We start from the raw sequence: 23,478 nt of genomic DNA on the forward strand, positions 1-23,478 counted from the left end.
CGAAACATCGAGATTGAGTTAGTCGCCACTAACCTAATATTAGCATATTTTCCTGAGAATGTAAATGAGTATAACAGCCTACTATATTTGCAAATGGCTGGATGAAGAATTTGTGTCCTATTACTGTAAAAGCCAATCCGCTATTCCTGCACAGTTCCCAGACCTGTTTTATTATCATAATAAGATTCAACCAGAGCGCAGTCCATGATCAAAACGTAGAATACATTTCCATAATAACGGTTTTCTACAATTCTTCCGTGATCAAGAACAGGAAGATATGATCCATCTTTTTTTGCAAAATGGAACCTTACATAGTCATTATTTCCATTGGTCTTTGCATCAATCTGTTCCCAGATGCTGGTCTCAACAGAATCCCGTTCGTCTGGATGGATCAGGTTTCTGAATCTACGGTCTGTGTAATCCAGAAAATCATCAAAATCCCTGCATCCAGCCAATTCTATCAGTTCACGATTTGCAAATAAAATATCATCATTTTCAGGATCAGCTATATATATAAGGAAAGCTCCCGGGAGATTCTTTGATACATCCTGGAGTGCAAACCCAAGCTGTCTTCTGTGCTGTATCTTATAATCACCTCGATAACGACTGCAATTATGCTTTCCATGAAGTTTTACCGCATAAAGTGCCATATCCGCACATCTGATAAGCTTCAAAACATCTTCACAATCTTTTGGATATTCTGCATACCCGAGAGAAATGTAAAATGGATGCTCCTCACCATTATACGTTATATGTCGTGGCTGAAGAGTAAAGTGTTCTATTTTCTTTCTTGCCTCTTCCTCTGTTGTGTCAACCAGAATGACAGAAAACTCATCACCGCCATTTCTGCAAAGAATAGAATTATCATTGAAATAGCTCTGCATGTCCTGTGCAAGACTTTTCAGTGCGGCATCTCCAACCACATGACCATACATATCATTTATAAATTTAAAATCATCAATATCCATCTGTATACCCACACAATGAATATGAAGATCGCCCTGCATAACCTTTTTGAGCTGTTCGTCAAAGCCCTTACGATTCAAGAGTCCGGTCAGTGGATCTGTTATCGCTATTTTTTTTAATATATCTCTATGTCTCTCAATCACAAGGATGACAACCGTTAATCCAGTTAAGAGCAAAATAACACATATTCCCAAAAACAGCTGTGGAAATACATTCCACCCATGACTCCAGCCATCAGCAGGCATTACCTCAAAATCAAATAGACAGCCGCCAAATTCAAACTCAAATGTAATCGGATTCTTCATAATATTGCCGGATGATGATACTATCTCTGTATCATCAGACAAAGGGGAAACTGTCTTTGTCAGGGAGTAATCATAACCGAATTTTGTGAGTGCCTGAATTGATTCTGTAAATATCTCCGGAACACGTATAATTACTATGGTAAATCCCCAAAATACTGGAGAGCCATCTGCGCCCTCCAGATATACAGGATTTCTAATCGCAATGCCCTGCCCCCCCTGTTTTAAATCAAAAGGACCCTGCATCGTGACTATATTTTTATCTCTTCCATAGCGGCATATCTCTCCACGACTTTCATCATGCATCAAATCTATCTTTCCAGCTTCATTCCCTGCCTCCGGATATATATCTGTGACAACACCGTCAGGCGCAATCTGTATGCTCTGAATAAAATCTGCCATCAGATCCCGAGCAACTTTTTGAAAATTGTCAATTTTCCCATTTTCGCTGATTGCTATCTCTTCAAGTGTATCTGTAATTGCAACTCCACGGTTCATGTCATTCTGTAGTCGTTCTGCATATGTTGTGGCATTAAGCGCTGTGACATTCCGTACCTGTTTATAATTTGATCTATATGAATGATATAAAACTACTGTCAAAACCAGACAGCCAACCAGAAAAATGAGAACCGGCAACATAAGCTTTTTGTTATGGTTTTTACGCGAATTCATAGTATGTCATCTCTCCTTATTTTGGATGCTATTTACAAGTTCTCTACAAATTGCACATATTTTATCGCATTCTTTTATTTTTGACAAGTCAGCATTCAGGGATGTTTTTTTAGAGGAACAGTATTATAATACAGAAACGAAAAGAGGTAATCGCTATGCAGATAAGTATAATTTTGCTCGGAAAGCTTATTAACTTTTTTATTATGATCCTGGACACACTGCAGCACAATGCTCTCCGAAAAGCCACATCTGGAATGGAAAAAGATAATATATAACAAAGATGCTACATACTCCAGTCTTTTAAATGTATTTACTACTTTGTTCTGTATCATAACCATGCCTTTGGCTGTCATATTATTTTCATGGCTGATACTTTAATGGGGACGTTTCTTTTGTCATGAGGATTGTCCCTGGAACAGACAAGCAAAAGAGCCCCCCGCATACCTGCACCTTGCAGATACACGGAGGGCTCTACGAATATTAGTCATCTGTTATTAAGTAATCTCGCATTTCTTACATTATTCGATTGCGATGTAATTACTCTTCTCTACATTCTTCTGCTCTTCCTTCTTAGGAATCGACAGTTTCAGTACGCCATGTTCATACTTTGCATGAATGTCTTCCTGAGTAACTCCTTCACCGACATAGAAACTTCTGCTCATGCTGCCGGCATAACGCTCACGCCTGATGTACTTGCCGCTCTTCTTGTCCTTCTCATCCTTATCCAGACCCTTTGCAGCCTCAATTGTCAGGTAACCATCAGCAAGCTGAACCTTTACTTCATCTTTCTTGAATCCTGGGAGATCCATATCTACTTCATATGAATCGTCTGTCTCACGGACATCGGTCTTCATCATGTTCTTTGCATGCTTGCCATACAGAGCATGCTCGGTAGGTGCTAACGCTTTACTAAACTCCTTGTCAAAATCCCTTCCAAATGGGAAATAGTCATTCATCCAATCATCAAATAAATCTTCTCCAAAAATACTAGGTAACATAAGTCATTTCTCCTTTCAATCTCAAACAAGTGTCGGAAATTGTGGTTTCTTATGAAACCCCAAGGCACTTAGACTTTTTGTTTACTGTTACTTTCAAAATAATTATCAAGATAAACTTTCGGGATTCTTTCTCTTCTTTCTAATCCCTTTCCTTATCTTTGACTATGTTATACACCTAGTTGTTAGCACTGTCAAGAGGCGAGTGCTAATTATTTTGTGAAGAATTTGTGTCCACTCCCAGCCTCAAAGTGGTATTTGGCAATTCCAAGTTCCTGACATCCAAGCACCAGCTTTTCACCGTAGTAGCCGGCCTTTTCCTGGTCGTTCTTCGCGCCAACTATCGCTATATAATTAGAAATATTTGTGAATTTGCCGTAATGCGCCATAAACGAATCAAAACAGTTCGGCTCATCGTAGACCGCCTGCATACTCAGTCCGCTCTCAAAATTTATCTCAGAGATAAGCCTATCGATCTCCGCACGTTTCTCCTGCTCGATTGGCTTATCTTTATATTGCCGCACACTGTGCCTCTCCTTCATCAACTGTAACATATCCATGCATTTTCCCTCGCTCTCATTCTGATATCTACGCCGAGTATAGTCCATCAAACTTGAAGTTATCCTTCATATTTATTTTCCGCCAGTTTCTCCGGTACCCTGATAATATCAATATATGCTGTCTGATTCGCAGGATGAGATTCTTCCTGTAATACCTGTTCAAACGGTCGGACATAATTCATCTTTTTCTTTGTCTGAATCATTCCAAATCCCACCTGTCATGTGTCCTTCTACACTTGATTTTTCATTCTGACAAACTGGAATTGAGATTTCATGTATTCCAAGGGATTTAATAACTGTTATATTTTATTATCAAATATCTCTGAATCCCTTGAAAACACTAAGTTTGTCGCAGGTGATCTTTCCCTTAGACTTTCCCTTATGTTATATCTTCCCATATGGATTTATGAACCCTGATAAGGGAAAATACAAGGAAAAGAAAATCCTCTAAAACAGTATAACACAAAATAAAAACGACATGGTGAACTGATTGAAATGCTTCTGATTTTTGTAACAAATGATTGATTGAATGATAAGGAGATTTGATACGATGAGAACAATATTTGCAGAATACAATCCACAACGCAACAGCATTGATGTTTATACTTCTGCTGGCTATATGCTCCGCATTGACTGCTGGGAAGCAGAAAAGAATTTAAAAACAACACCCAGATTAGATTGTGCATTAAATGCACTTGCTATTGATGAACCACTTGAATATGCAAGACTATACCTTGATGGAACTATGCAGATGTGGGTTGATGCCGAAGATTCATTTTATTTATGATGATTATACTGTCACTCCTAGTGTCTCCAGAGAGTGACAGTTTCATTGTCATTTTGAGCTCGTCTTTTTTAAGACAAGCCTCGTATATTTATTTGTAAGCTGCGTTCGCTTCTTCTTGAGTGATTTTCCCAGTTTTAACAGCATCAGAAATTGCTTCGTCTAATTTAGTATAAACAGTAGTTGTCACAACTCCGAAGCCGCTGACGAACAGCAGAGCGATCCACAGCCACTCATACTGTTGTCGCCGGTCTGCGGATTCTGAACATCATCCGAAGGCTTGGTGGTATCGTCAGACTTGGTAGGAGCGGCAGGTTTGGTTGCCTTCTGACCTTCTTCGATAGTCTGAGTCGTTACTGCAGAGCCACCGGCAGAATCAAAGGTTACGGTATAGTTTTTATTTCTTTGTTGTAACAGTCTTAGCTTTTGACCAGCCTGAATAAATCCTTATGGATTTGCCGTTAATCTTAACTGTCTTATAGGTGCGAACTCTTACATAATACTTTTTCTTGCCCGAAAGCTTTGAAATTTTCTTTGATACTGTTGTATTCTTGCCTACTGTTACGGTCTTAGCCTTGCTGAATTTACTTGAGGCACTGTACTGTACCTGATAGCCTGTTGTCTGTGTAGCCTGCTTCTTCCACTTTACTGTAAACTTCTTTGAACCTGCTTTAAGTGAGGAAATACTTGTTGCCTTTGGCTTGATTGTGAAATAAAGCGTCTTTGTTCCGCTGTATTTACCCTTAAAGGTAATCTTTACTGCGTACTTGCCAACATACTTTCTGCCTTTTGCATAAGACACAGTATAGTCAGTATTCTTAACAAGTGTCTTTCCTGTTCTGTCCTTAACAATAACCTTAGGTGTTCTAACCTTTCCGTTATATGTTAATGATGTTGCTTTAAGCTTTATGCTTGATGCCTTTGGAATTACTGTCGTTGAAAGAGTTTTCTTACATACCGAACAGTAATTTACTATCTTGCCGTTTGCTGTTGGGGTTGCCTTTGTTACGGTTTGCTTTGTGGTGTGGGCAATCTTAGCAATATTGCCCCAAGATGCAAGGTCGGTTATTTCCTTTGTACCGAGTACATCTTCATAGAACTTGCCACAACCTTCGCACTTGTAGTATGCTTCCTTACCGCCATCTGTGCAGGTGGCAGCTTTCGCAGCAACCAAAGTCAGATTGTGAGTGTGTTCTTCGTTTTTATTTTTGTAATAATATGTAACAACCGTTCCGTCCGAAACAATAGGCTTATTCAAGCCGTCAACCTTTATAAATTCATAATCATAAAGTGTTTTTGCCGGTGTTAAATCAAGCTTTGTGCCGTATGGCACGGTAAATGTTCCGCCGGCAGTGTTTGGAATTTCAGAGCCGTCCTCAAATTTATACTGAATTGAAACGGTTGTGTAGCGCTGTGTTTCCGTATTGTCGTCTGCAAGCACATTTCCGTTTTCATCGAGCACCTGAAATGCCACGGTATCGCCGCTCTTAAGCTGTGCATCAGACGGAATTTGATAAATAAGCGAGCAACTCTTTAAGCCTGAATTAAAGTCGCTTTTGATGTGATCCAAAGCACCGAGCGGCCAGAAATTTGCCTTATCATTCCAAACAGGAATGTCAAAGGTTTGTACTGTTTGAAGCGGATTCCCCGATGAATCGGTCGCAACGCTTCCGTCGGAGTGCTTAATCCACATTTTGAATTTTAATTGTCGTGCATTTTTATCTGAAATGTTTTGAATAACAGTTCTAAGCTCGATTTTTTTACCGTTCATATTAGTATTAAATCTGCTTTTGCTGTTGCCGCTCAAAAGTCGGTCATTGCGATTATATGTGTAATTATAATATGAACTTGTTTCAAGGTCGGTAAAATCAGACGGCTTTGAATAAGCGCCCGTATATTCCTTAACCTCGGGAGTTGCAACATAAAGGTCTACATCCTTAACAAGCTGAGACATTCGCTTGAAGCCCTGCAAACGGCAAACCTCACAGAATTGATAGTTTGTGTCTCTCATTATGCACTCATAACTTGAAACAAGCATTTTTGAGCCGTAAGCATTGCGGCAGGTATATGTGTTTCTAAAACCTAAAAGCTGTCGCCATTTTATCTTTTCCGGGTCTTCAACCGAGGAAAGATTGAGTGATTTAAGTTCCTTATCGTCAAGCAAATATCCGTTACTGTATTCATCACCGAGACCGAGCAAACCGTGTCCAAACTCGTGTGCAAAAGTTTTTGACGCACGATAACTGTCTGATGGCGAAATGAAATAATGGAAGCCGTATTCACGGTTATTATAAGCACCGCCGAAATCTGATTTTGTGTTTACAACCATAGCGAACTGAGCAATATAATCGTGAACATAATAATAAGGCTCATATTCCGAACCGGACGGAATTGTGTTTGGATCACACTTTTTTTTGATATGAGCATCGTGAATTTTCTCGATAAATTCAGGACCGATACATCTCTCAAAAATATGATTTTTCCACTGACTTCCGTGGAGATTATTAGAAATAACAGGCGAATTATATTTGTCGACTATAACATCAAAGAAGGTGCTTCCACCATTGTCAAAAGTCGATTCGGAAGCTGTGCAAAGAGCGTAAACATTGAATCTGTCGGCATAACTGCGATACGGTTCATATTTCATAGCGTCCTGCCAAAGTCGTTTGACATCATTGATGAATTTGCCCTGCTGACTTTTTGTGTATCCCTCGCCGCAAACGACAACAACCATATTTTCCGTGTCGCTGCGTGTTTTTTGGATGGTATAAACAGGGATGGTAGGATTAGAATATTTTCCGTCATTTGAATACCACGGGCCGAGGGTGAGCTGAATGCTTTGCTCGGTGCTGACATTCCAATCGGGATTTGCGTCCTCGGCAGGTTCCGAAATTGTATAATCATCCTCTTGCTTATTTGGAGCAGAGCCGATATAAGGACTGCTTTGTGAGCCGCTGCCGGAAGTTGTAACAAAATATTCGGAATCGAGATAAAATGCAGGTCTTACGCCCAAATCGGAATACCACGGAGCATAACGACCGACCTGACCCGATGAACTGATATAACGCATATCGTGATTGCAATCGGTAACAGGAGTGCGAAGCCAATAAGGCCAAGCCATACCGTCATTATTATACGCAACATAATAACCTTTGAGATTTTTCCACACGGCATTAGCCTGCTTTACATCAAGAAGAAAAACCTTTTCGGTTGTAGTTTCAAAATATGAACTGTCGTAGTTTGCCACCGCTTCCGAAATATCGGTGTAGTATAACAAATCCGAATTTGCGTCTCCATCAACTATGCCCTTGTTGTATTCGGGATGAGAAACGAGAGAACGCTGGGTAACGGTTTTCATTGCCGCAATTTCAGATTTTGAAAAAGCGTTGAGAAAACCCGCTTTTTCGTTGTACGCTCCCACACCGCTTACATATCCGTCTTTCGGAGGGTTGCCGCAAAGCCAATCGACTTTGCCTTCAGCTGCGGTCGAATTTAACCAAGAACGCATATTGCTGTCTTTCCAATAGTTAGAACCGTAATCATCACGCTTATAGCTTCTGCTGTGCGATTTTGAATTGCTGTTGTCATTTGTTTTGGCATCATATGCAAGGGTGTCAACAATTTTGTCTGCAAGCATAAGCGGTCCGTTATTGTCAATGCTTACACATCGCCAAAGAATTGAGGCATTGTTATACGCGCCCATTTTAACATAGTCGCCAACTTTAATATCGGGCTTTGATGCCGCCTGAATGGTCATCGGCAAAGCGGAGATTGCCATGCACAATGCCAAAAATATTGCGGTTATTTTTTTCGTCATTAAGGAACCTCCTTTATAAGCTATATATTTGCTTTTATTATATTGTAAGGTGTTATATGCGTCAATGAAAATCCACCTTATTCCGTGAAACTTACCATAGTGTTACATCCCTTTTTTTCAGCAATAATACCTGCTGGAAACTGATTTTCGCAATACATTTTATTTCACCCACTAGGTTAAACAAAATTTTGTTTTTTTACTGTATCATCATGCATTATCCTGTATAATGAAAGTATCAAAAGATAGGCGGAGGCAGTGCAATGAAGAAAATACACATTGAATTCAGCGATGAGCGGCTCATTACTCCCAGTGGTCTGGTATTCGTAGGGCAATACTTGGAAAAAGCAGTTTTGTTAAAAAAATCAACCGTGCTCCAATTTCAAAAGATTATCTGCAGAAACAGATAAAAAATGGAGACGTGCTCCTCACCTATATTGGTATGCTCTGTCAGGGAAAACCCCAGTATGAGGCTGTCCGTGAAATGATAGATGACCCTGACTACTACAAATACGCATTAGGCATCTCCTATGCGATTCCTTCCGCCGAAACACTCCGTCAGCGTTTTGACATGATCGGGGATTCCCTGCGCAAAGACATCCAGCAGGCAAATGTCGACATGCTGCGTGAAATGCACATAGAGCCGACAGCCCTGGATAACGGCTTTGTTCCTGTCGATATTGATGTAACCCCCTTTGACAATTCGAAATCCAATAAGGAAGGCGTATCCCGTACCTACAAGGGTTTTGACGGATATGCACCAATTATGGCATATATCGGCACAGAAGGATACCTCGTCAATCTTGAACTGCGGATTGGGAAACAGCACTGCCAGAAAGAAACTCCTGATTTCCTGAGAGAGACCATTGAACTGTGCAGACAGCTGACGGAAAAACCACTGCTCATCCGGCTGGATTCCGGCAACGATGCATCTGAAAACATAGGCATCTTTATGGAAGAAAGCTATAAATACAACAATGTGTCTTTCATCATAAAACGGAATCCCAGACAGGAAAGTAAAGAAGAATGGCTGGAATCCGTCAGGGAATGCTGCCAGAATATCCAGCATCCACGTGATGGGAAAACTGTTTATATCGGACAGACCTTCCGGAATGTGACATATTCCCTTTCTGATAACGAGGAGAAAACTGTCGGAATACGCACAATTTATGAGATCACGGAAAGAACCATTGACCGATATGGGCAGTATTTTATCGTACCCGATATAGAACTGGGCACATACTGGACAAACACTTCCCTGCCAGACGAAACAGTCATTGATCTTTACCATGCCCACGGAGAAAGTGAGCAGTACTGTCAAAAATCCTCTCCGTCACTTGTGACAAAATAATATGACAGATCAGTAATTGAGGCAGCTACATTCTTTCCCCATGGGGTGTTTTTTTCATATCATCTATATTCCAAACAACTTGATCTATGTATTTATAATCAAGCCATATGGCACGATTAACTTATTCGGTCAATTCCGATTTCTCAGTTTCAAAAACTTGAAGTTGTAGAAATCCTGATCGGACATATTGTCGTTCTTGATCTTCCCGGCGGTTTCCATGACAGCTTCCACCAGCGGGCGAATATCCATAACAGAGGTGTCCTCCTGGTGCTGGGTGCTGATAAGAAATGTGGTGATGCGACCTGTATCATAATCATAGGAAACTTGCGCTTTCGCATCCGACAAGACCAGTGCAAACTTTTCATCAGAATTAACTTCTTTGTTTTCCTAATCGTGTTTAATGTATTTAGTGATAGTATCGATTAATTCCTCCATGTTAATCGGCTTGGAAATATGGTCATTCATGCCTGAATCCAGGGATTCCTGAATATCATCTACAAAAGCATTTGCAGACAAAGCTATAATTGGAATCGTAACTGCATCGGACCGCTCTATACCCAAGGCTCGAATGGCTTTTGTTGCTTGGTATCCATCCATGTTTGGCATCATAATATCCATCAAAATAAGATCGTATGTGTCTCGTGGATGATTTTTAAACAATTCCACAACTTCTTTTCCGTCTGATGCGCGTGTTACGGTCATATCAGCATCTTCCAGTATTATCGTAGCAAGTTCAGCATTTAGATCATTATCCTCAGCCATAAGAACATGAATACCCGTCAAATCTCTATGTGGAGGTTGTTTTTGTTTTGATTGAATAACTTGTTCTGTCAACTCCAGTGGAATCTCCACAGTGAATGTAGTACCTACACCTTTTTTGCTCTCAACAGCAATTGAACCGCCCATCATATCTATATGTTTTTTTGTGATGGCCATGCCAAGACCGGTTCCCTTATATTGGGTTCTGGCATTAGCATCATCTTCTTGTGAAAACGGCTTGAATAATTCTTTCTGGAACTCTTCACTCATGCCAATACCATTATCTTGAACAACATAACGAATTATGATATGTTTCTCATCCGTTCCGGGGTAACTGCTGATATCCAAAGTAATCTTTCCACCGTCCTTTGTGAATTTCACAGCATTGCCAAGAAGATTCACCAAAACTTCTCGAATACGCGTAACATCCGCAAGGACATATGGGTTCTTTGGTCTTTCTCGATGTACTTCAAACTTAAGATCTCGGTTATAAAGAAGTCCATTCATAATCGCCTGGACGTTATCTGTCAATTGAGTAATGTCCACTGGCTCAGGCGAAATGATATCTTTTCCGCTTTCAATGCGACTGAAATCCAAAACGTCATTCAACAAAGAGAGAAGATGATTCGAACTTTTTTGAACTTTCTCCAAGCTATCATGAATATCTGAAACCGTGTTCTGGTGAAGCGCAATGTTTGTAAATCCAATAATGGCATTCATCGGCGTTCTGATGTCATGGCTAATATTAAGCAAAAACGCAGATTTTGCTTTGTTGGCAGCATCTGCTTTCTCAGCGGCGTTCATTAATAATTGTTTTTGTTTTTGCTCTTCTGCCTTGCTTTTCTGGTAAACATAATAGGTATATAGACAAATTAAAAGCAATACAGCTCCTGCGACTAAACCGCAGATGATGGAAATATGATTCGTCTCTTCAACCATTCCATAAGCTGATTGCATATCCATTTCAATGCAAAATGCGCCAATGATTTCTCCTGTCCCATCATGATTTGCTCTTACAGGATAGCAAGCCGTAAAAATCGGCCCCCATGTTGTATCAATGATATCCTGAGAGTACACATTCTCCCCAGAAATAGCCCTATCAATATACGGAACCATTTCTTCCTCAATATAATCTCCAGGGTGTCTTACATCATCCGCATCCGAATCCAAACCATCTACCACATAAACGAGTTTTCCTTCTTCATTTTTTGTAGCGGTGTAAATATATCGAGTAGAATTCAGTGTTCTGATTTCATTGAAATATGAAGAAATATCCTTATATATTTGCTTCTTTTCATCAGATTTATCTTTGATTTGATCAAAATCTTCTTTGCCGATTCTTCCATCCACAAGTTTGTGTACTGCATCTGCACTCGCTGTATCGCGCGCAATTTCTGTTTCAAGGGCAGTCTTAGTGTAAGAACTTTGCAGGATAAATGTGTACAGTGCTATTACAAAAATTATCAAAAGCCCCATAAGCACAAGGATACTACCTGTATTCTTCAGTCTAAGGAATTTCTTTTTCTTCAAATTAACTCCTTCTTTTGTTTTCTTCATGCTGCTCATTCACATCCTCTAAATTCTAATTTTCCAATTTAACAAATTCCGATTTTCTTGATTCTACAAACTGGAATTTATAACTCTGTTCTATACTGGTTCTATACTGGTTCAATCTTGATATCGATATAGTCACCTTCATCAACATTATAAACATGTTTCCCTAATATCGAGAGAACAGCTCGTATGTCTTCAATATCTTCGCTGGCAAACTCTACATATGAATTTATTGTATCAGATGTGTTTTCGTCTACATAATCATCGTACAGATATACATAAAACTTATCTAAAATATCTTCAAGCGGGTACTGGGATATCACTGGCTCCGAAGGAGAATTTTCACCCAAATCCGGCTCTGCTTCAAAAACTATTGAGGTTACAAAGATTTCCTTTGGAGAATTTGAGGGATCATCCATATTAACCATGACGATATCGTTATCCGTGCCTACATCCTCAATATCTCTATAATACTTTCTTCCCTCATAGTTAAGTATTAAATAATCTTCGAGCATTTCTCCTGCTCCATATTCCCAGCCCTCGACCTGTTTTAGCTTTTCAGCTAAAGCATTATCATCCAACTGCTCTAATCCGAGATAATCATCACTCTCTGACCCAGTTTCATATGTTTTATATATTTTCTCATCTACTATTTCGTAATCTGCCGTTTTATATTTCTCCGCCTCATAAAACCTTATATTTTTCATCTTAATCCCTCACACAACTTCCGATTGAACTTTCCATCAATTTAATTGCTTCATCAACGGATACACATGTAGCAAATCTCTTTGGCCACATCATATCATTGTAATATTTATATGTTTCTTCTCCCGTCATATAGTCGTTATCAAATGTTGAATTTGCCCCTTGTGGAACAATTACTTTATATCCTCTCTCAAAAGCAGATTTCACAGTTGCATCTATACAGAAGTTTGTCTGTAGTCCCACTATCATTAATGTATTATCATCTTTAACATAATCCGTAAAATCTTTATTTCCAAAACAACTATTGATATTTTTTATAAATATCTTTTCCCCTTCCCTGGGAATCACTTGTTCTGCAATTTCAAAGTCTTCATCACCGATTGAAAACCCCGTTCCTGGTCCATCATCATGTTGAAAATAGATAACCTCTATTTGATTATCTCTAGCTGCTTTTATAATTCTTATAGTATCATCAATAAACGCTTCAAAATTAAAAAGTCTACTATCTGTTATTCCTTTTTGTATATCTATCACAAGTAATTTCATTCGTTTCTCCTTTACACATAAAATTCCGATTTCTCAGTTTCAAAAACTGGAAGTTATCGAGTTATTTTACAACTTTCCACCTAAAACAGGAAATAACCCAAACTTATTCAAGCATCTCTATAAGAGACTCCAATGCTTCTTGTCCATCATCGCTTCCAAGTATTGAGTAGGAATCTTCATATTCATCATCTGTAGCGACAACTTGGAAAAACGGTTTTATTGTGACTCCTTTTATAATATATTCATATATTTTCTTTAAATCTTTAGTAAAACCATGCTTCTTTATAAATCTATTAAATTCCCTATTATAATCTGAATCACGAGGTTCTTCATATTCCTCTATAAATGCATCCACAGATTTTAATATATCAGCATTACAGAAATCATCTATATATCCTCTCTGTACCGCAACAATATTCATGAACTCATTTATATTGCGGGCTATGATTCCACATTCGCCCTCTGTACCGATATATCCGATCATTTCATCATCTAACACTACCCATAATCCACCTAAGCCGTCACGTGCAAACGGTTTAATATTCTTATAACTGGATTCTCCCGATCCCATAAGATCTTCAAACCACGAATCATCCTCCTCAAGATCCTTAACCCATGCCTCATCATAGATTTCAATATCACAATCGAAAAATGCATCTTTCAAGTCTTCATCATTATATATTTCTTCCAGAAAGTCTTGGACATCCTTCGGTAAATCAGTATTATTGAATTTTTCATGCCCATCTAATATATATGCAAACTCCTTATTATTTACAGATATCTCAATATCACTATACAGTTTCTTAAGATCCGTTCTCGTAGCTTCGACAACTCTTGCATCCGCAATATCATTGATTCGCATTTCTTCCATGTGTTTTCTCAGCAAAACATCTCTGACTATCGCATAATTAATCATGTCATAGCTATAATGTTTAAATATCTTTGTATAAATGTTTTTCCCCTTTTCTACTATTCTTACGACATATCCATTTTCATCCACTTCGACAAAAACCTTACCATCCTCAGGATTTTCAACATTAATGTATTCTGCTTCTATTTTATCTGCATTTGTATAATCGTGATAAAGCTTATTGACCTGTATAGGCACCCTTTCTTTTATACTATCTATTGCATCAAATCTATAGATAGTCTTTGCTTTTTCAAATAAATCTGACAGATCGGGATATTCCTTTGACAAAACATCCATATTTCTCGCAAGTGGCAATGCGCTGTTAGATTTAATACTGATTGCATAATCAACAAGCTCATTGAACAGCTTAATCGTTTCTTCCCTTCTATGCATGCTTTGCGAAATCAATGCAATCGAGTAATAATAGCCCATGATATCCGGTATAAAATCTGTGTTTTTAAAAGGATATTTCATATCCTGTAATGTATCCAGAACTACATCGACAATTGCATCATCCTCAGCGAACACCGCCATTTTCTTAAAATCTGACATAGCGCCCGGTACACGAGCATAAGACGCTAACTTTTTAACAAGCTTCCATACAGGTTCCTTCATTTCTTCAGAAGCATGTTCCATCAATGGCAATGTCATCTTCTTATGGCTATAATTCTTTATTTCATCATCGCTTGGAGTTTTTTTCTTCATTTCTTTCCCTCACAAATTCCGATTTCTCAGTTTCAAAAACTGGAATTTGACTTAATATCCATGGTCAACATGCTGCCACTTTCCGCCATCTGTTCTAACTAAAATCCACTTCCAATCACTGTATGTACTATTTGGATTCAAAGACCCGTTTCCACCAGATGAATCAACATCGAATGAAGATAATAAAACAATGACTTCATCTGCATTGTTTCTGTCTGCCCAATCTTTATGATCTTTCGTGCAGTCATCTCCGGCATAGTAAATTTCTGTGAGAGTGCATCCTTTCCAGTCACTCTTAAACTCCTTTTTTATTGTGTCAATAGCGGCTTTAATATCCTCTTCTGAATAGCTCTCAGATTCAACATTATGAGTTTTCTCTTCACTGACATCTCCACCACAAGCACTCAAACCAAATAAAAGCATAATACATAGCATTGTACATACGATTTTCTTCATACAAGACCTCCTTAAATCCCGATTCCTCAGTTTCAAAAACTGAAATTTTCGAGTGTGTCGCTAAATTAGATTTTTTCATCAATTATCATTACTAAAATACTCATTTCTAAGTATGGAATAATAAACTACATCCACAATACCTTGATTACAGGTTCCCGACTGCCTAATTATTCCTTCTTTTTTCATTCCCATTTTCTGCATTACACTTCCTGAGTTTGGATTACCTGCAGCATGCTTTGCATATACACGTTTGACTTTTACTTCTTCAAAAAAGAATTTTACCAATGCCCTTCCTGCTTCTGCAGTTATACCTTTTCCCCACCATCTGCTTCCAATACCATACCCGAGCTCCACACTTTCTGTTGCCTCATCGAGACTTACTACTGATATATCTCCAACCAGTTCATGCGAATCTTTTAACTCAATTGTCCAAAAATAGAAATCCTGCTTATCATACGATTCTATCCAATCAATTAGTAATTGCTTTGTCTCGTCGACATTTTTATGCGGTTGCCAACTTAAAAACTTTGTTACATCTTTTTCTGTTACCCAGTTTTTAAACATGATTTCTGCATCATCTAATACATGTCGTTTAAGAACTAATCTATCTGTTTCTATTCTAATTGTGCCCTTATGTTCCATACGCATCCTCCATCATCAAGGAAATTTCGATTTTACAGTTTCAAAAAAGGATTTTTCAAATTAGTCTTTGCAAATAACCTTTGAACCTTCACCATCAATTACAATTCCCTGATGGTTGTTAATAGGGCATAGATTCAAATCCGAAAACTCAGTCATTATTTTCTCGGTAACTTTCTTAAATGGTGCTGTAAGATAATGCGGAAGAACATAGAAATCAATCAAATCAAGCCCTGCATCATCTTCTTGTGAGTAGTCCTCCGGCTTTTCATCCATTTGCTCGATATATTGGATGCTTGGAGCGCATATAATTGCGCCTGCCGACTCGCCGATCATCAATTTTCCATTTGCCAATTCCTTTTTTAGCAACCCATCAGTTCTTGTTTTACGGAGTTGGTCCATAAGAAAGAAAGAATTTCCGCCGGTAAAATATATCACATCTGCATCTTCAAAAACAGACTGTATCGTTGAATAAGCCTCCGTTGAAATATCAATTTCAGTTACGATTGCTCCCAACTTTTTGAATAATTTTCGAGCCGAGCCGACATAACCGGTGTAGCCTTCACGCAACGAAGCTGTTGGAATAAATGCGACTTTCTTATTTTCAATTTCTTCCTTTATCAGACTTCCTACACTTGAAAAGTGCGAACATAAAAATAGTTTCATCAATATTCTCCTTTATAAATCCCGATTTCTCAGTTTCAAAAACTGAAGTTTATTTACTTTTCTTCACAACCGGATTCTTAGAAAACATATCTTTTATTCATAATCCAATTATAAACACTCCGAAAAGTGACCATATAATAAACCCTGTCATATTGTTTCTCCTTACAAATCGAATTAAAAGCCACCATAATGAGACAATGTCTCTGTTGCAAATTCTGTACCAACTCTCATAGCCTCGTAAATATCACCAATTAACATATGAGAACACACAAAGCCTGCATGATAGCTATCTCCGCAACCAGTAGTATCAACTATTTCTAAAGCTTCATCAGCCGGGACAAAATACTTTTCACCATTATAATATGTAACACTTCCTTTATCAGCTAAAGATGCATTAAATAGTCCTTTATACTTCTTGGAAAATGCTTCAAATATCGGAAGAATTGATTCCTCTCCACTAATCAGGAAATAATCTATATATGGTGCATATTTTTCCATCTCCTTAAAATTACGATATTCTACAAAATCCACAGCCAATCTGAAGTTATTATTCTTTTTTAAATCTATAATTTGTTCAAAACAGCCTGCCCAGAAATGTATAAATACAACCTCTGATTTTTTTATAAAGTCCAATTCGTCTTGATTCAATATCATTTTATCAACAATATCACCCGTCCATGAATCATCTTTGTAATATCTGTCACCGTCAGCCGTAAGATATGTACGATTATTTGCAGTTACTTTATCCTCTTCAACTCTTACATGGCTTACATCTATTCTCTTATCAGAAACAGAATCCATAATAAATTTTGCGTAGGAATCCTGTCCAACCGCACCCAATATTGAAACATTAAACTCCTCAAATTTTGATGCATGAACTGCAAAATTAAGGGCTTCACCACCTGCACGCAATTCATCTGTTCCATCAAAAACATCTACACAGAGGCACGGAAGTGCCACTAAATTTATCATTCTTGTACCTCCCTAAATTCCGATTTCTCAGTTTCAAAAACTGGAATTGTTCGAGTTTTTCAAATACTAACGTCCTTAATTTTGTTCAATAATTGATTTATAGTAGTTACCAAAGTCAGCAAGTGAATTAACAATTGGAAGCATTTTTGTTCCGAGTTCCGTTAAGCCGTATTCAACTCTCGGTGGCTGCTCATGGTAATCGTGGCGATATGCCAGCCCATCACTCATCATTTGTCTTAAACTATCTGTCAAAACCTTTTGTGAAATACCATCTATACTTCGTAGTAGCTCATTGAATCTCCATGGACGCTCTTTCAAGTTACGCAAAATCAGCAATTTCCATTTTCCTCCGATGAGAGATACTGCTGTTGCAACTGGGCATTCCGGTAATTCTTCTTTTGCTCGCATAATTCTCACCTCCGAGTCTATTGTAACACATTCATTTTTGAGTGCACAGTTACAAAAAGGTGCGTACTTGTTTTTGTATGTGTCTCACACTATACTAATACCAAGCAACCAGAAACTACAAATTAACTATGGAGGTCATTATGGCAAATTACACAAAAACAACTATTGGAAAGGAAAACCGAATTGAGCTGCATGAAAAGTTGTCTTTAACAGGTGCAGAAATCAGTTTAAACGAACTACCTGCAGGAGCAAATGTCCCATTTGTTCATTCTCATAAAGAAAATGAAGAAATCTATGGAATTCTTTCAGGTAACGGCAAGGCCATAATTGATGGAGAAGAAATCAGCCTTTCAACTGGAGACTGGCTAAAAATCGCACCTGCTGCAAAGCGTCAGTTTTTTGCATCCGATATTTCCGGAATTACTTATATCTGCATACAGGTAAAAGAAAATTCTCTGGAACATTTTACAGCAGAGGACGCCGTAATCGGCTAATTAAAAGTTTTTATTTACAAAAATGCACAGTTCCCGATAAGCTAAGAACTGTGCATTTCTTTTTTCTTCAATTTTACAATTTCTCTATTTTTCAAACAAGAACTTCTCGATTTCAAATGGCGATAAATAAATCTCTCCACCATCATCAGTTTAATTTTCGTTTAGATTAACGATTTCTTTTTCCGGTATTCTCTGTCCCACGGATTTCCTCATGATAGAAATAATCTACGATCACCGGATGTCCCTGCGGGACTCTGCCATAAGGCATTTCATTATCCACAAAGGCACAATCATACTTCTTAGCCATTTTCTCAGCTTTTACTTCAAGTGCTTCAAAGTAGCTGCGGTTATGCTTGTTATAGATCTCGTCGTAAAGTGGTACAAGATCAGGATATTTTTCGGCGATATAATCCATAATTGTCTTTTTGAAACCGCCTCGAAGATTGAGATTTTCGAGCCAGAACAGATCGCACTGATCCTTTACCCGCTCAAAGATTGCTTCAAAATCCGTGATACCAGGGAATACCGGGGATACGAAACAAACTGTACGGATACCTGCTTCATACACCTGCTTCATAGCAGCGATACGGCGCTCAATGCTCGAAGCAAAGTCCATATCGTTCTTGAAATTTTCATCTAGTGTGTTGATCGACCATGAAACGGTTACACGTCCAAGCTTCTTCAGCAGATCAATATCCCGTACCACAAGATCCGACTTTGTGCAGATCAGAATATCTGCGTCACTGCCGATCAGCTGCTCCAGAAGTTTTCTGGTATTCCCGAATTGCTCCTCCTGTGGATTGTAGCCATCTGTCACAGAACCGATGACCACCCGCTGTCCGGCATATTTCTTCGGATTTTTAATTTCCGGCCAATGCTTCACATCAAGGAAAGTGCCCCATTCCTCCTTGTGCCCGGTAAAGCGCTTCATAAAAGAAGCATAGCAATACTTGCAGGCATGTGTACAGCCTACATAGGGATTGACCGAGTAACCGCCTACCGGCAGACTAGACTTAGTCATGATGTTCTTTGTTTCCACCTCACGAATGAGGATTCCATTCATTACTTCTTCCATGATTTCTGTACCTCTAACACTTTATTAAATTCTTCCGGCATTTCCTGAATCATATTTTCATCCCCTATGACAGGGACAAGGTCTTCCTTCATAAACACCGGAATGCCGAGCTTATGTGCCTGGTCCGTCAGAGACCATGCCCATTCCGGCTCCGTGTGAATCTTCCTGCTCTGAGCTCCGGTCATGGTGCCGACAACGATCCAATTGATTCCGGAAAGGTCAACTGTGCCGGGATCGCCGAATAACGGCTCAAAGGTAACATGGTAATGTTTTGCTCTGACATTTTTCCGAAGGGCGTCGATACGCCACAGTTCTGCTTTCCTCGTCACCGTAACGCCAAACCATGCGTTTTCCAGATCGGTATCAAAATCCAGCAAATCAGGTCGCTTGGTAAGGAACAGGAACTGATGCTGTGGGTTTTCACAGATCTTTGCAAATACCTCGTCTCTCCATTCCGGCTTCCATCCGGAGAGATCGCTCATCCCGGTAAGAAGAAAGTTCTTCGGACGTTTCTTTTCCATCATCTTGAGCTTACCCGGAAAGAATTCAGGGTCAGAGAAGTCATCAATCATATGCCAGCGTTTCACGTTGTTGCGGGCATAGCAATATGTACACCCCACTGTGCAGCCAATGACGATATTCATGTTCTGAATCTGATCTTTGATACAAATACTCATGACTTCTGCCACTCCTCAAGATTCTTTCTGATGCGGTCTAGGCATTCCTCAAACTGGGTAATTTCTTCCTCTGAAAAACCTTTGTAGTAAATACTGCCCATCTCATCAGATACAGAATCGTACTCGCCCTTCAAGGCATGTGCTTTCTCAGTCAGAAACAGGAGTGTTTTCCTTTTGTCCGTTTCAGACTGAACACGGCTTATCAGCCCTTGATTTTCCATTCTTTCCAACATCGTAGTAAGAGATGTTATCGCTAATCCGCATTTAGTCGAGAGTGACCTGATTGAGATACCATCCTCCTGCCACAGCACATAAAGAATACGCCCCTGAGCTCCATTAAATGCATCAATATTCTTTTCACTGAGAATCTTCTCGAAAATCCGGTCTCCAAGCTGTTTTATTTTGGTGACAAGAAATCCTCCATTCATTTCCATACAAAAGCTCCTATATAGTAGTTTATTAAAAACATACTATATAGGAGCTTTATTGTCAACAGTTTATATGTCTTAATAGGTAAATTCCATTTTTTTCAATTCTCCAAACTGGAAGTTACCTTCTGCTCATATAAAATATATCAATAGCTTTACTTGCAAACTCTGCTGTGCCAACTCCTCCAACATCATCAATATTTTCCGTAAGTTCTCCTCCACCGGCATACATTCTTCCAAAACCGCATAAAATCTTATCCGAACATATATAAAAATGATCTGTAATGTAATCCTGAAGTTTCCTTACCTGCAACTGCACCTGTTCATCTTCTGGATCCATTTCTTTCATTTGTCCGAATTCAACAAATAATTGCATAAACTCATTTGCAACAGTAGCTTCATCGTCTTTCGTCCAGTTCTTTGTTTTCTCTTCAAACTCCTTATACTCAGAGGTTTGTCCCCATTGTTCTTTTGCTCGTTTAGAATACTCATCAATCTTTGTTGTATCAAATACTTTAAAATCCATATATTTCACTCCTATTCCTTTTATTCCTCGAGCGAAACTAATAAGATTTTCAAGATGCTCTTTTTTCATAGTTAGCAATTCAATCTGCTGCTCTAATGCTTTGTTCCTGTCAAAGTTAGGGGCATCAATTATCTTTTTAATCTCCTTAAGCGGAAATTTCAATTCTTTAAACAGTAAAATTTGTTGCAGCCTTTCCAAGGATGTATCGTCATACAACCTATAACCTGACTCTGTATATTCAATAGGTTTTAAGAGACCAATGGTATCATAATACTGCAGAGTGCGTATACTCACTCCTGTTAATTTACTTACCTCATTCACTGTCATCATTGTCATTTCCTCCTCTCGATAAACATATCGTAAACTATTACGTTGCGTAGGAGTCAATAGTTTTTCAAAGAAATTTTCAAAATTAGCAGCTTGATAAATTCCGATTTTCACGTTAGGTTTCATCCAAATATATTTCTATTTTGCTGAATACCTTATCTTTACAGAAATTAAACTCAGGAGTCTTTTTGATATAGCTGAATATATCTTCTTCAATGTCCTCATTCCATATAGTTCGTTGAAAATCTTTATTTTCTTCCGTTGGAATATATAACACATCCACGTGAATTTGATAATACTCTTCCTCATCATTAGGAAATTGTCTAACCAAAGAAAAGTTAAACATAGGTTTTCCTGTAAAAGAATAGGTTCCTGTTTCAAATAAAATCATATCTTCTTTAAGTGGCATATTACACATCTCTTCAAACACGCTTACTATGTGTTCCAGACTAGAATTATCTGAAATGCTATTTTGCAAATATCCTAATAAACTTTCCTTTGATGTCCTCTTAAATCTATCAAATAATCCCATTTGAACCCTCCTGTAATTTATACTTATAGGCTCAGCATAAGCTCCCAATATCATGTATGATATATTATTACAACCAAACTCTAACCCATGTTGTAATATCGTTCTGATTCCATAAAAGACTCAATAACCGCTTTGCCTATTTCCTCAGCATCTGCATCAGCAAATAGTATAAATTCTTTGATGATTTCATCATATGCATATTGTCTTTTATGTGATTTTTTCATCGAATGTATTATATACTGATTATCTTCAGTGATTTTAACACGAACATAATGATTATTTTTCCAAAAAGCTACTCGGCTTCTATATTTCGTATTTTTCTTCCATGCAGCATTTTCTTTTCGCTCATTAGGCGTCAGCGAAGATAAAGGACTGTTTCTTATGTAATCAATAGCACTTTTTACACCTTCACCGACAGAAACAGCATTGTCCAAATCTGATAAATTTATGAACCAATCTGAATCAATCGAATATCCTGCAATATGGTCAATAAGCGGAACAATTAACATTCGTCCCTCTCCCTTATATATAGATATTAATAACGGATATGAATGTAACATCATAAATTCACCTCATTTACAAATTCCGATTGAGATTTCACCTGTTTTAAGGGATTTAATAACTGTTATATTTTGTTATTAAATTCTCAGCAAGTCCTTGAAAACACTGGATTTATCGCAGGTGAGCTTTCCCTTATGTTATATCATCCCATCAGTGTTTACGAACTCTGATAAGGGCAAATACAAGGACACAAGATGTCCAGTGGACATCTGCTCTGAACCGACCGTAGTGGAACGAAGAGCGGCAGCGGAGACCAAGAAAATTATACAAAACAGTATAACACAAAATAAAAGCGACATGGTGAACTGATTGAAATGCTTCTGATTTTTGCAACAAATGATTGATTTAACGATAAATCTTGCCCCTACTTTAGTATATTGTCCTATACAAATCCAATAACCTAATTGATTATATCATTTACCTTTTGCATAATTGCTTACAAAAAGCAAATTCAACTATTAACATAATGAAAGCTAATAAAACATATTTCATGGTGGCACCGATGAGGTCAATGATATAATAACCACCTGAAACTATCCGCACTTCCTGATTTTGACCAAATACTCTCCCAAGTTTCAACCTTCCAGTCACTATTTTTTTGATATGTTACTAAAAAGGAAAGTTCACCTTTACATACATAAAGCACTTTAGCTTTTTGTTTGTCATACTCTAACACCTTGCAATATGAAATATCTTCAATCATTTCAAAGCTCTCTAAATCAAATTCTGTTCCATATTTTAGCGTCAATACTTCCGCTTTAACATAAGGATATCCAGAAACAATCAATATAATAAATAACATACATATTATTATATATTTCTTTTTCATACTTCACCTACTATTTATCCATCATAGCAACTCATAAATTCCGAAAAGCTCAAAGGGTACATATGAACCTCATCCCCTCTGCCGCCAAATTCAGTAGCTATATCTCTGGATAAAAACTTTGCATTACTTCCCGTTACAAACACGTCGCAATTCTTCTTATTCCTGTTACAATTTTAATCAGACCATTTCCTTCACGATTTATAAGTTGTTCTAAATAGTAATCTCTTTTAATTTCTTTTACCATGACATTTTCTCCCAAAAGATA

General features: G+C 38.1%; 25 protein-coding genes and 2 pseudogenes. 3 read left to right on the forward strand and 24 right to left on the reverse strand.

What is annotated here, in order from left to right; genetic code table 11:
• Positions 1–140 precede the first annotated feature (140 nt).
• From DW025_RS03865 to DW025_RS14770, 4 genes are all read right to left on the reverse strand, one after another.
• A complete protein-coding gene (locus DW025_RS03865) occupies positions 141–1,940 on the reverse strand; it encodes a diguanylate cyclase domain-containing protein (RefSeq protein ID WP_119998779.1) in 1,800 nt (599 codons plus the stop codon).
• A 518-nt stretch (positions 1,941–2,458) separates the two neighbouring features.
• A complete protein-coding gene (locus tag DW025_RS03875; RefSeq protein ID WP_119998781.1) occupies positions 2,459–2,938 on the reverse strand; it encodes an Hsp20/alpha crystallin family protein in 480 nt (159 codons plus the stop codon).
• A 209-nt stretch (positions 2,939–3,147) separates the two neighbouring features.
• A complete protein-coding gene (locus DW025_RS03880; RefSeq protein WP_330521900.1) occupies positions 3,148–3,543 on the reverse strand; it encodes a nitroreductase family protein in 396 nt (131 codons plus the stop codon).
• Positions 3,544–3,554: 11 nt separating this feature from the next.
• Complete coding sequence (locus DW025_RS14770) at positions 3,555–3,698, reverse strand: hypothetical protein (protein ID WP_158547614.1); 144 nt, start codon at positions 3,696–3,698, stop codon at positions 3,555–3,557.
• A 347-nt stretch (positions 3,699–4,045) separates the two neighbouring features.
• Here DW025_RS14770 and DW025_RS03885 point away from each other — a divergent pair, with 347 nt between their 5' ends.
• A complete protein-coding gene (locus DW025_RS03885) occupies positions 4,046–4,282 on the forward strand; it encodes a DUF6061 family protein (protein WP_044945660.1) in 237 nt (78 codons plus the stop codon).
• Between the two features lie 183 nt (positions 4,283–4,465).
• Here the strand turns inward: DW025_RS03885 and DW025_RS15550 are convergent, their stop codons facing one another.
• Positions 4,466–4,720 carry an InlB B-repeat-containing protein gene (locus DW025_RS15550; protein WP_082241386.1) on the reverse strand — a complete coding sequence of 85 codons (255 nt, stop codon included), beginning with the start codon at positions 4,718–4,720 and terminating at the stop codon, positions 4,466–4,468.
• The gene (locus tag DW025_RS03895) at positions 4,677–8,096 is read right to left on the reverse strand and encodes a M64 family metallopeptidase (protein WP_119998783.1); all 3,420 of its coding nucleotides are present in this window, start codon (positions 8,094–8,096) and stop codon (positions 4,677–4,679) included. Before DW025_RS03895 ends, DW025_RS15550 begins: the two co-directional genes overlap by 44 nt.
• A gap of 260 nt (positions 8,097–8,356) precedes the next feature.
• On the opposite strand from DW025_RS03895, the pseudogene DW025_RS03900 reads away from it, so the two are divergent.
• Positions 8,357–9,408 (forward strand): annotated as a pseudogene (locus tag DW025_RS03900) (IS1380-like element ISClsp2 family transposase); the annotation flags it as partial.
• Positions 9,409–9,410: 2 nt separating this feature from the next.
• Here DW025_RS03900 and DW025_RS15555 read toward each other — a convergent pair.
• The 10 genes from DW025_RS15555 to DW025_RS03955 all read right to left on the reverse strand — a co-directional run bounded on the left by DW025_RS15555 (position 9,411) and on the right by DW025_RS03955 (position 17,764).
• Positions 9,411–9,461 carry a hypothetical protein gene (locus DW025_RS15555; protein WP_242992750.1) on the reverse strand — a complete coding sequence of 17 codons (51 nt, stop codon included), beginning with the start codon at positions 9,459–9,461 and terminating at the stop codon, positions 9,411–9,413.
• A 370-nt stretch (positions 9,462–9,831) separates the two neighbouring features.
• Positions 9,832–11,769: an ATP-binding response regulator gene (locus tag DW025_RS03915; protein WP_243002936.1), complete on the reverse strand. Its 1,938-nt coding sequence runs from the start codon at positions 11,767–11,769 to the stop codon at positions 9,832–9,834.
• 92 nt (positions 11,770–11,861) lie between these two features.
• Positions 11,862–12,464, reverse strand: coding sequence for a hypothetical protein (locus DW025_RS03920; RefSeq protein WP_119998785.1), 603 nt, complete (start codon positions 12,462–12,464; stop codon positions 11,862–11,864).
• Position 12,465: 1 nt separating this feature from the next.
• Entirely contained in the window at positions 12,466–13,008 is a 543-nt protein-coding gene (locus tag DW025_RS03925) for a cysteine hydrolase family protein (RefSeq protein WP_117874912.1), read from the reverse strand.
• Positions 13,009–13,111: 103 nt separating this feature from the next.
• Positions 13,112–14,623 (reverse strand): SMI1/KNR4 family protein, encoded by a 1,512-nt coding sequence (locus DW025_RS03930; protein WP_119998787.1) that lies wholly within the window; start codon positions 14,621–14,623, stop codon positions 13,112–13,114.
• A 51-nt stretch (positions 14,624–14,674) separates the two neighbouring features.
• The gene (locus tag DW025_RS03935; RefSeq protein ID WP_118758597.1) at positions 14,675–15,079 is read right to left on the reverse strand and encodes an LptM family lipoprotein; all 405 of its coding nucleotides are present in this window, start codon (positions 15,077–15,079) and stop codon (positions 14,675–14,677) included.
• 78 nt (positions 15,080–15,157) lie between these two features.
• Positions 15,158–15,721 (reverse strand): GNAT family N-acetyltransferase, encoded by a 564-nt coding sequence (locus tag DW025_RS03940; RefSeq protein WP_118650060.1) that lies wholly within the window; start codon positions 15,719–15,721, stop codon positions 15,158–15,160.
• 60 nt (positions 15,722–15,781) lie between these two features.
• Entirely contained in the window at positions 15,782–16,384 is a 603-nt protein-coding gene (locus DW025_RS03945) for a Type 1 glutamine amidotransferase-like domain-containing protein (protein WP_015534087.1), read from the reverse strand.
• Positions 16,385–16,558: 174 nt separating this feature from the next.
• Positions 16,559–17,356, reverse strand: coding sequence for a PfkB family carbohydrate kinase (locus DW025_RS03950; protein ID WP_022215831.1), 798 nt, complete (start codon positions 17,354–17,356; stop codon positions 16,559–16,561).
• A gap of 75 nt (positions 17,357–17,431) precedes the next feature.
• The gene (locus DW025_RS03955) at positions 17,432–17,764 is read right to left on the reverse strand and encodes a winged helix-turn-helix transcriptional regulator (RefSeq protein WP_015534088.1); all 333 of its coding nucleotides are present in this window, start codon (positions 17,762–17,764) and stop codon (positions 17,432–17,434) included.
• 140 nt (positions 17,765–17,904) lie between these two features.
• Between DW025_RS03955 and DW025_RS03960 the strand changes: the two genes are divergently transcribed.
• A complete protein-coding gene (locus DW025_RS03960; RefSeq protein ID WP_004614173.1) occupies positions 17,905–18,258 on the forward strand; it encodes a cupin domain-containing protein in 354 nt (117 codons plus the stop codon).
• Positions 18,259–18,424: 166 nt separating this feature from the next.
• Here the strand turns inward: DW025_RS03960 and DW025_RS03965 are convergent, their stop codons facing one another.
• From DW025_RS03965 to DW025_RS15560, 8 genes and pseudogenes are all read right to left on the reverse strand, one after another.
• Positions 18,425–19,333 carry a radical SAM mobile pair protein B gene (locus DW025_RS03965; protein ID WP_119998788.1) on the reverse strand — a complete coding sequence of 303 codons (909 nt, stop codon included), beginning with the start codon at positions 19,331–19,333 and terminating at the stop codon, positions 18,425–18,427.
• Positions 19,321–20,010 (reverse strand): radical SAM mobile pair protein A, encoded by a 690-nt coding sequence (locus tag DW025_RS03970; RefSeq protein WP_119998790.1) that lies wholly within the window; start codon positions 20,008–20,010, stop codon positions 19,321–19,323. The genes DW025_RS03965 and DW025_RS03970 overlap by 13 nt, the downstream gene beginning before the upstream one ends.
• Positions 20,007–20,444 (reverse strand): radical SAM mobile pair system MarR family transcriptional regulator, encoded by a 438-nt coding sequence (locus tag DW025_RS03975; RefSeq protein WP_055274716.1) that lies wholly within the window; start codon positions 20,442–20,444, stop codon positions 20,007–20,009. Before DW025_RS03975 ends, DW025_RS03970 begins: the two co-directional genes overlap by 4 nt.
• A gap of 115 nt (positions 20,445–20,559) precedes the next feature.
• Entirely contained in the window at positions 20,560–21,294 is a 735-nt protein-coding gene (locus DW025_RS03980; RefSeq protein ID WP_119998792.1) for a MerR family transcriptional regulator, read from the reverse strand.
• 112 nt (positions 21,295–21,406) lie between these two features.
• Positions 21,407–21,823: a hypothetical protein gene (locus tag DW025_RS03985; RefSeq protein WP_118758419.1), complete on the reverse strand. Its 417-nt coding sequence runs from the start codon at positions 21,821–21,823 to the stop codon at positions 21,407–21,409.
• 80 nt (positions 21,824–21,903) lie between these two features.
• Positions 21,904–22,332, reverse strand: a complete 429-nt coding sequence (locus tag DW025_RS03990; protein WP_117551459.1) for a contact-dependent growth inhibition system immunity protein — start codon at positions 22,330–22,332, stop codon at positions 21,904–21,906.
• A gap of 560 nt (positions 22,333–22,892) precedes the next feature.
• Entirely contained in the window at positions 22,893–23,213 is a 321-nt protein-coding gene (locus DW025_RS04000) for a hypothetical protein (protein ID WP_004853459.1), read from the reverse strand.
• 17 nt (positions 23,214–23,230) lie between these two features.
• A pseudogene (locus DW025_RS15560) lies at positions 23,231–23,365 on the reverse strand (AAA family ATPase); the annotation flags it as partial.
• Positions 23,366–23,478: the final 113 nt, after the last annotated feature.

The organism is Coprococcus sp. AF38-1 (assembly GCF_003603945.1).
GTDB lineage: Bacteria > Bacillota > Clostridia > Lachnospirales > Lachnospiraceae > Coprococcus > Coprococcus aceti.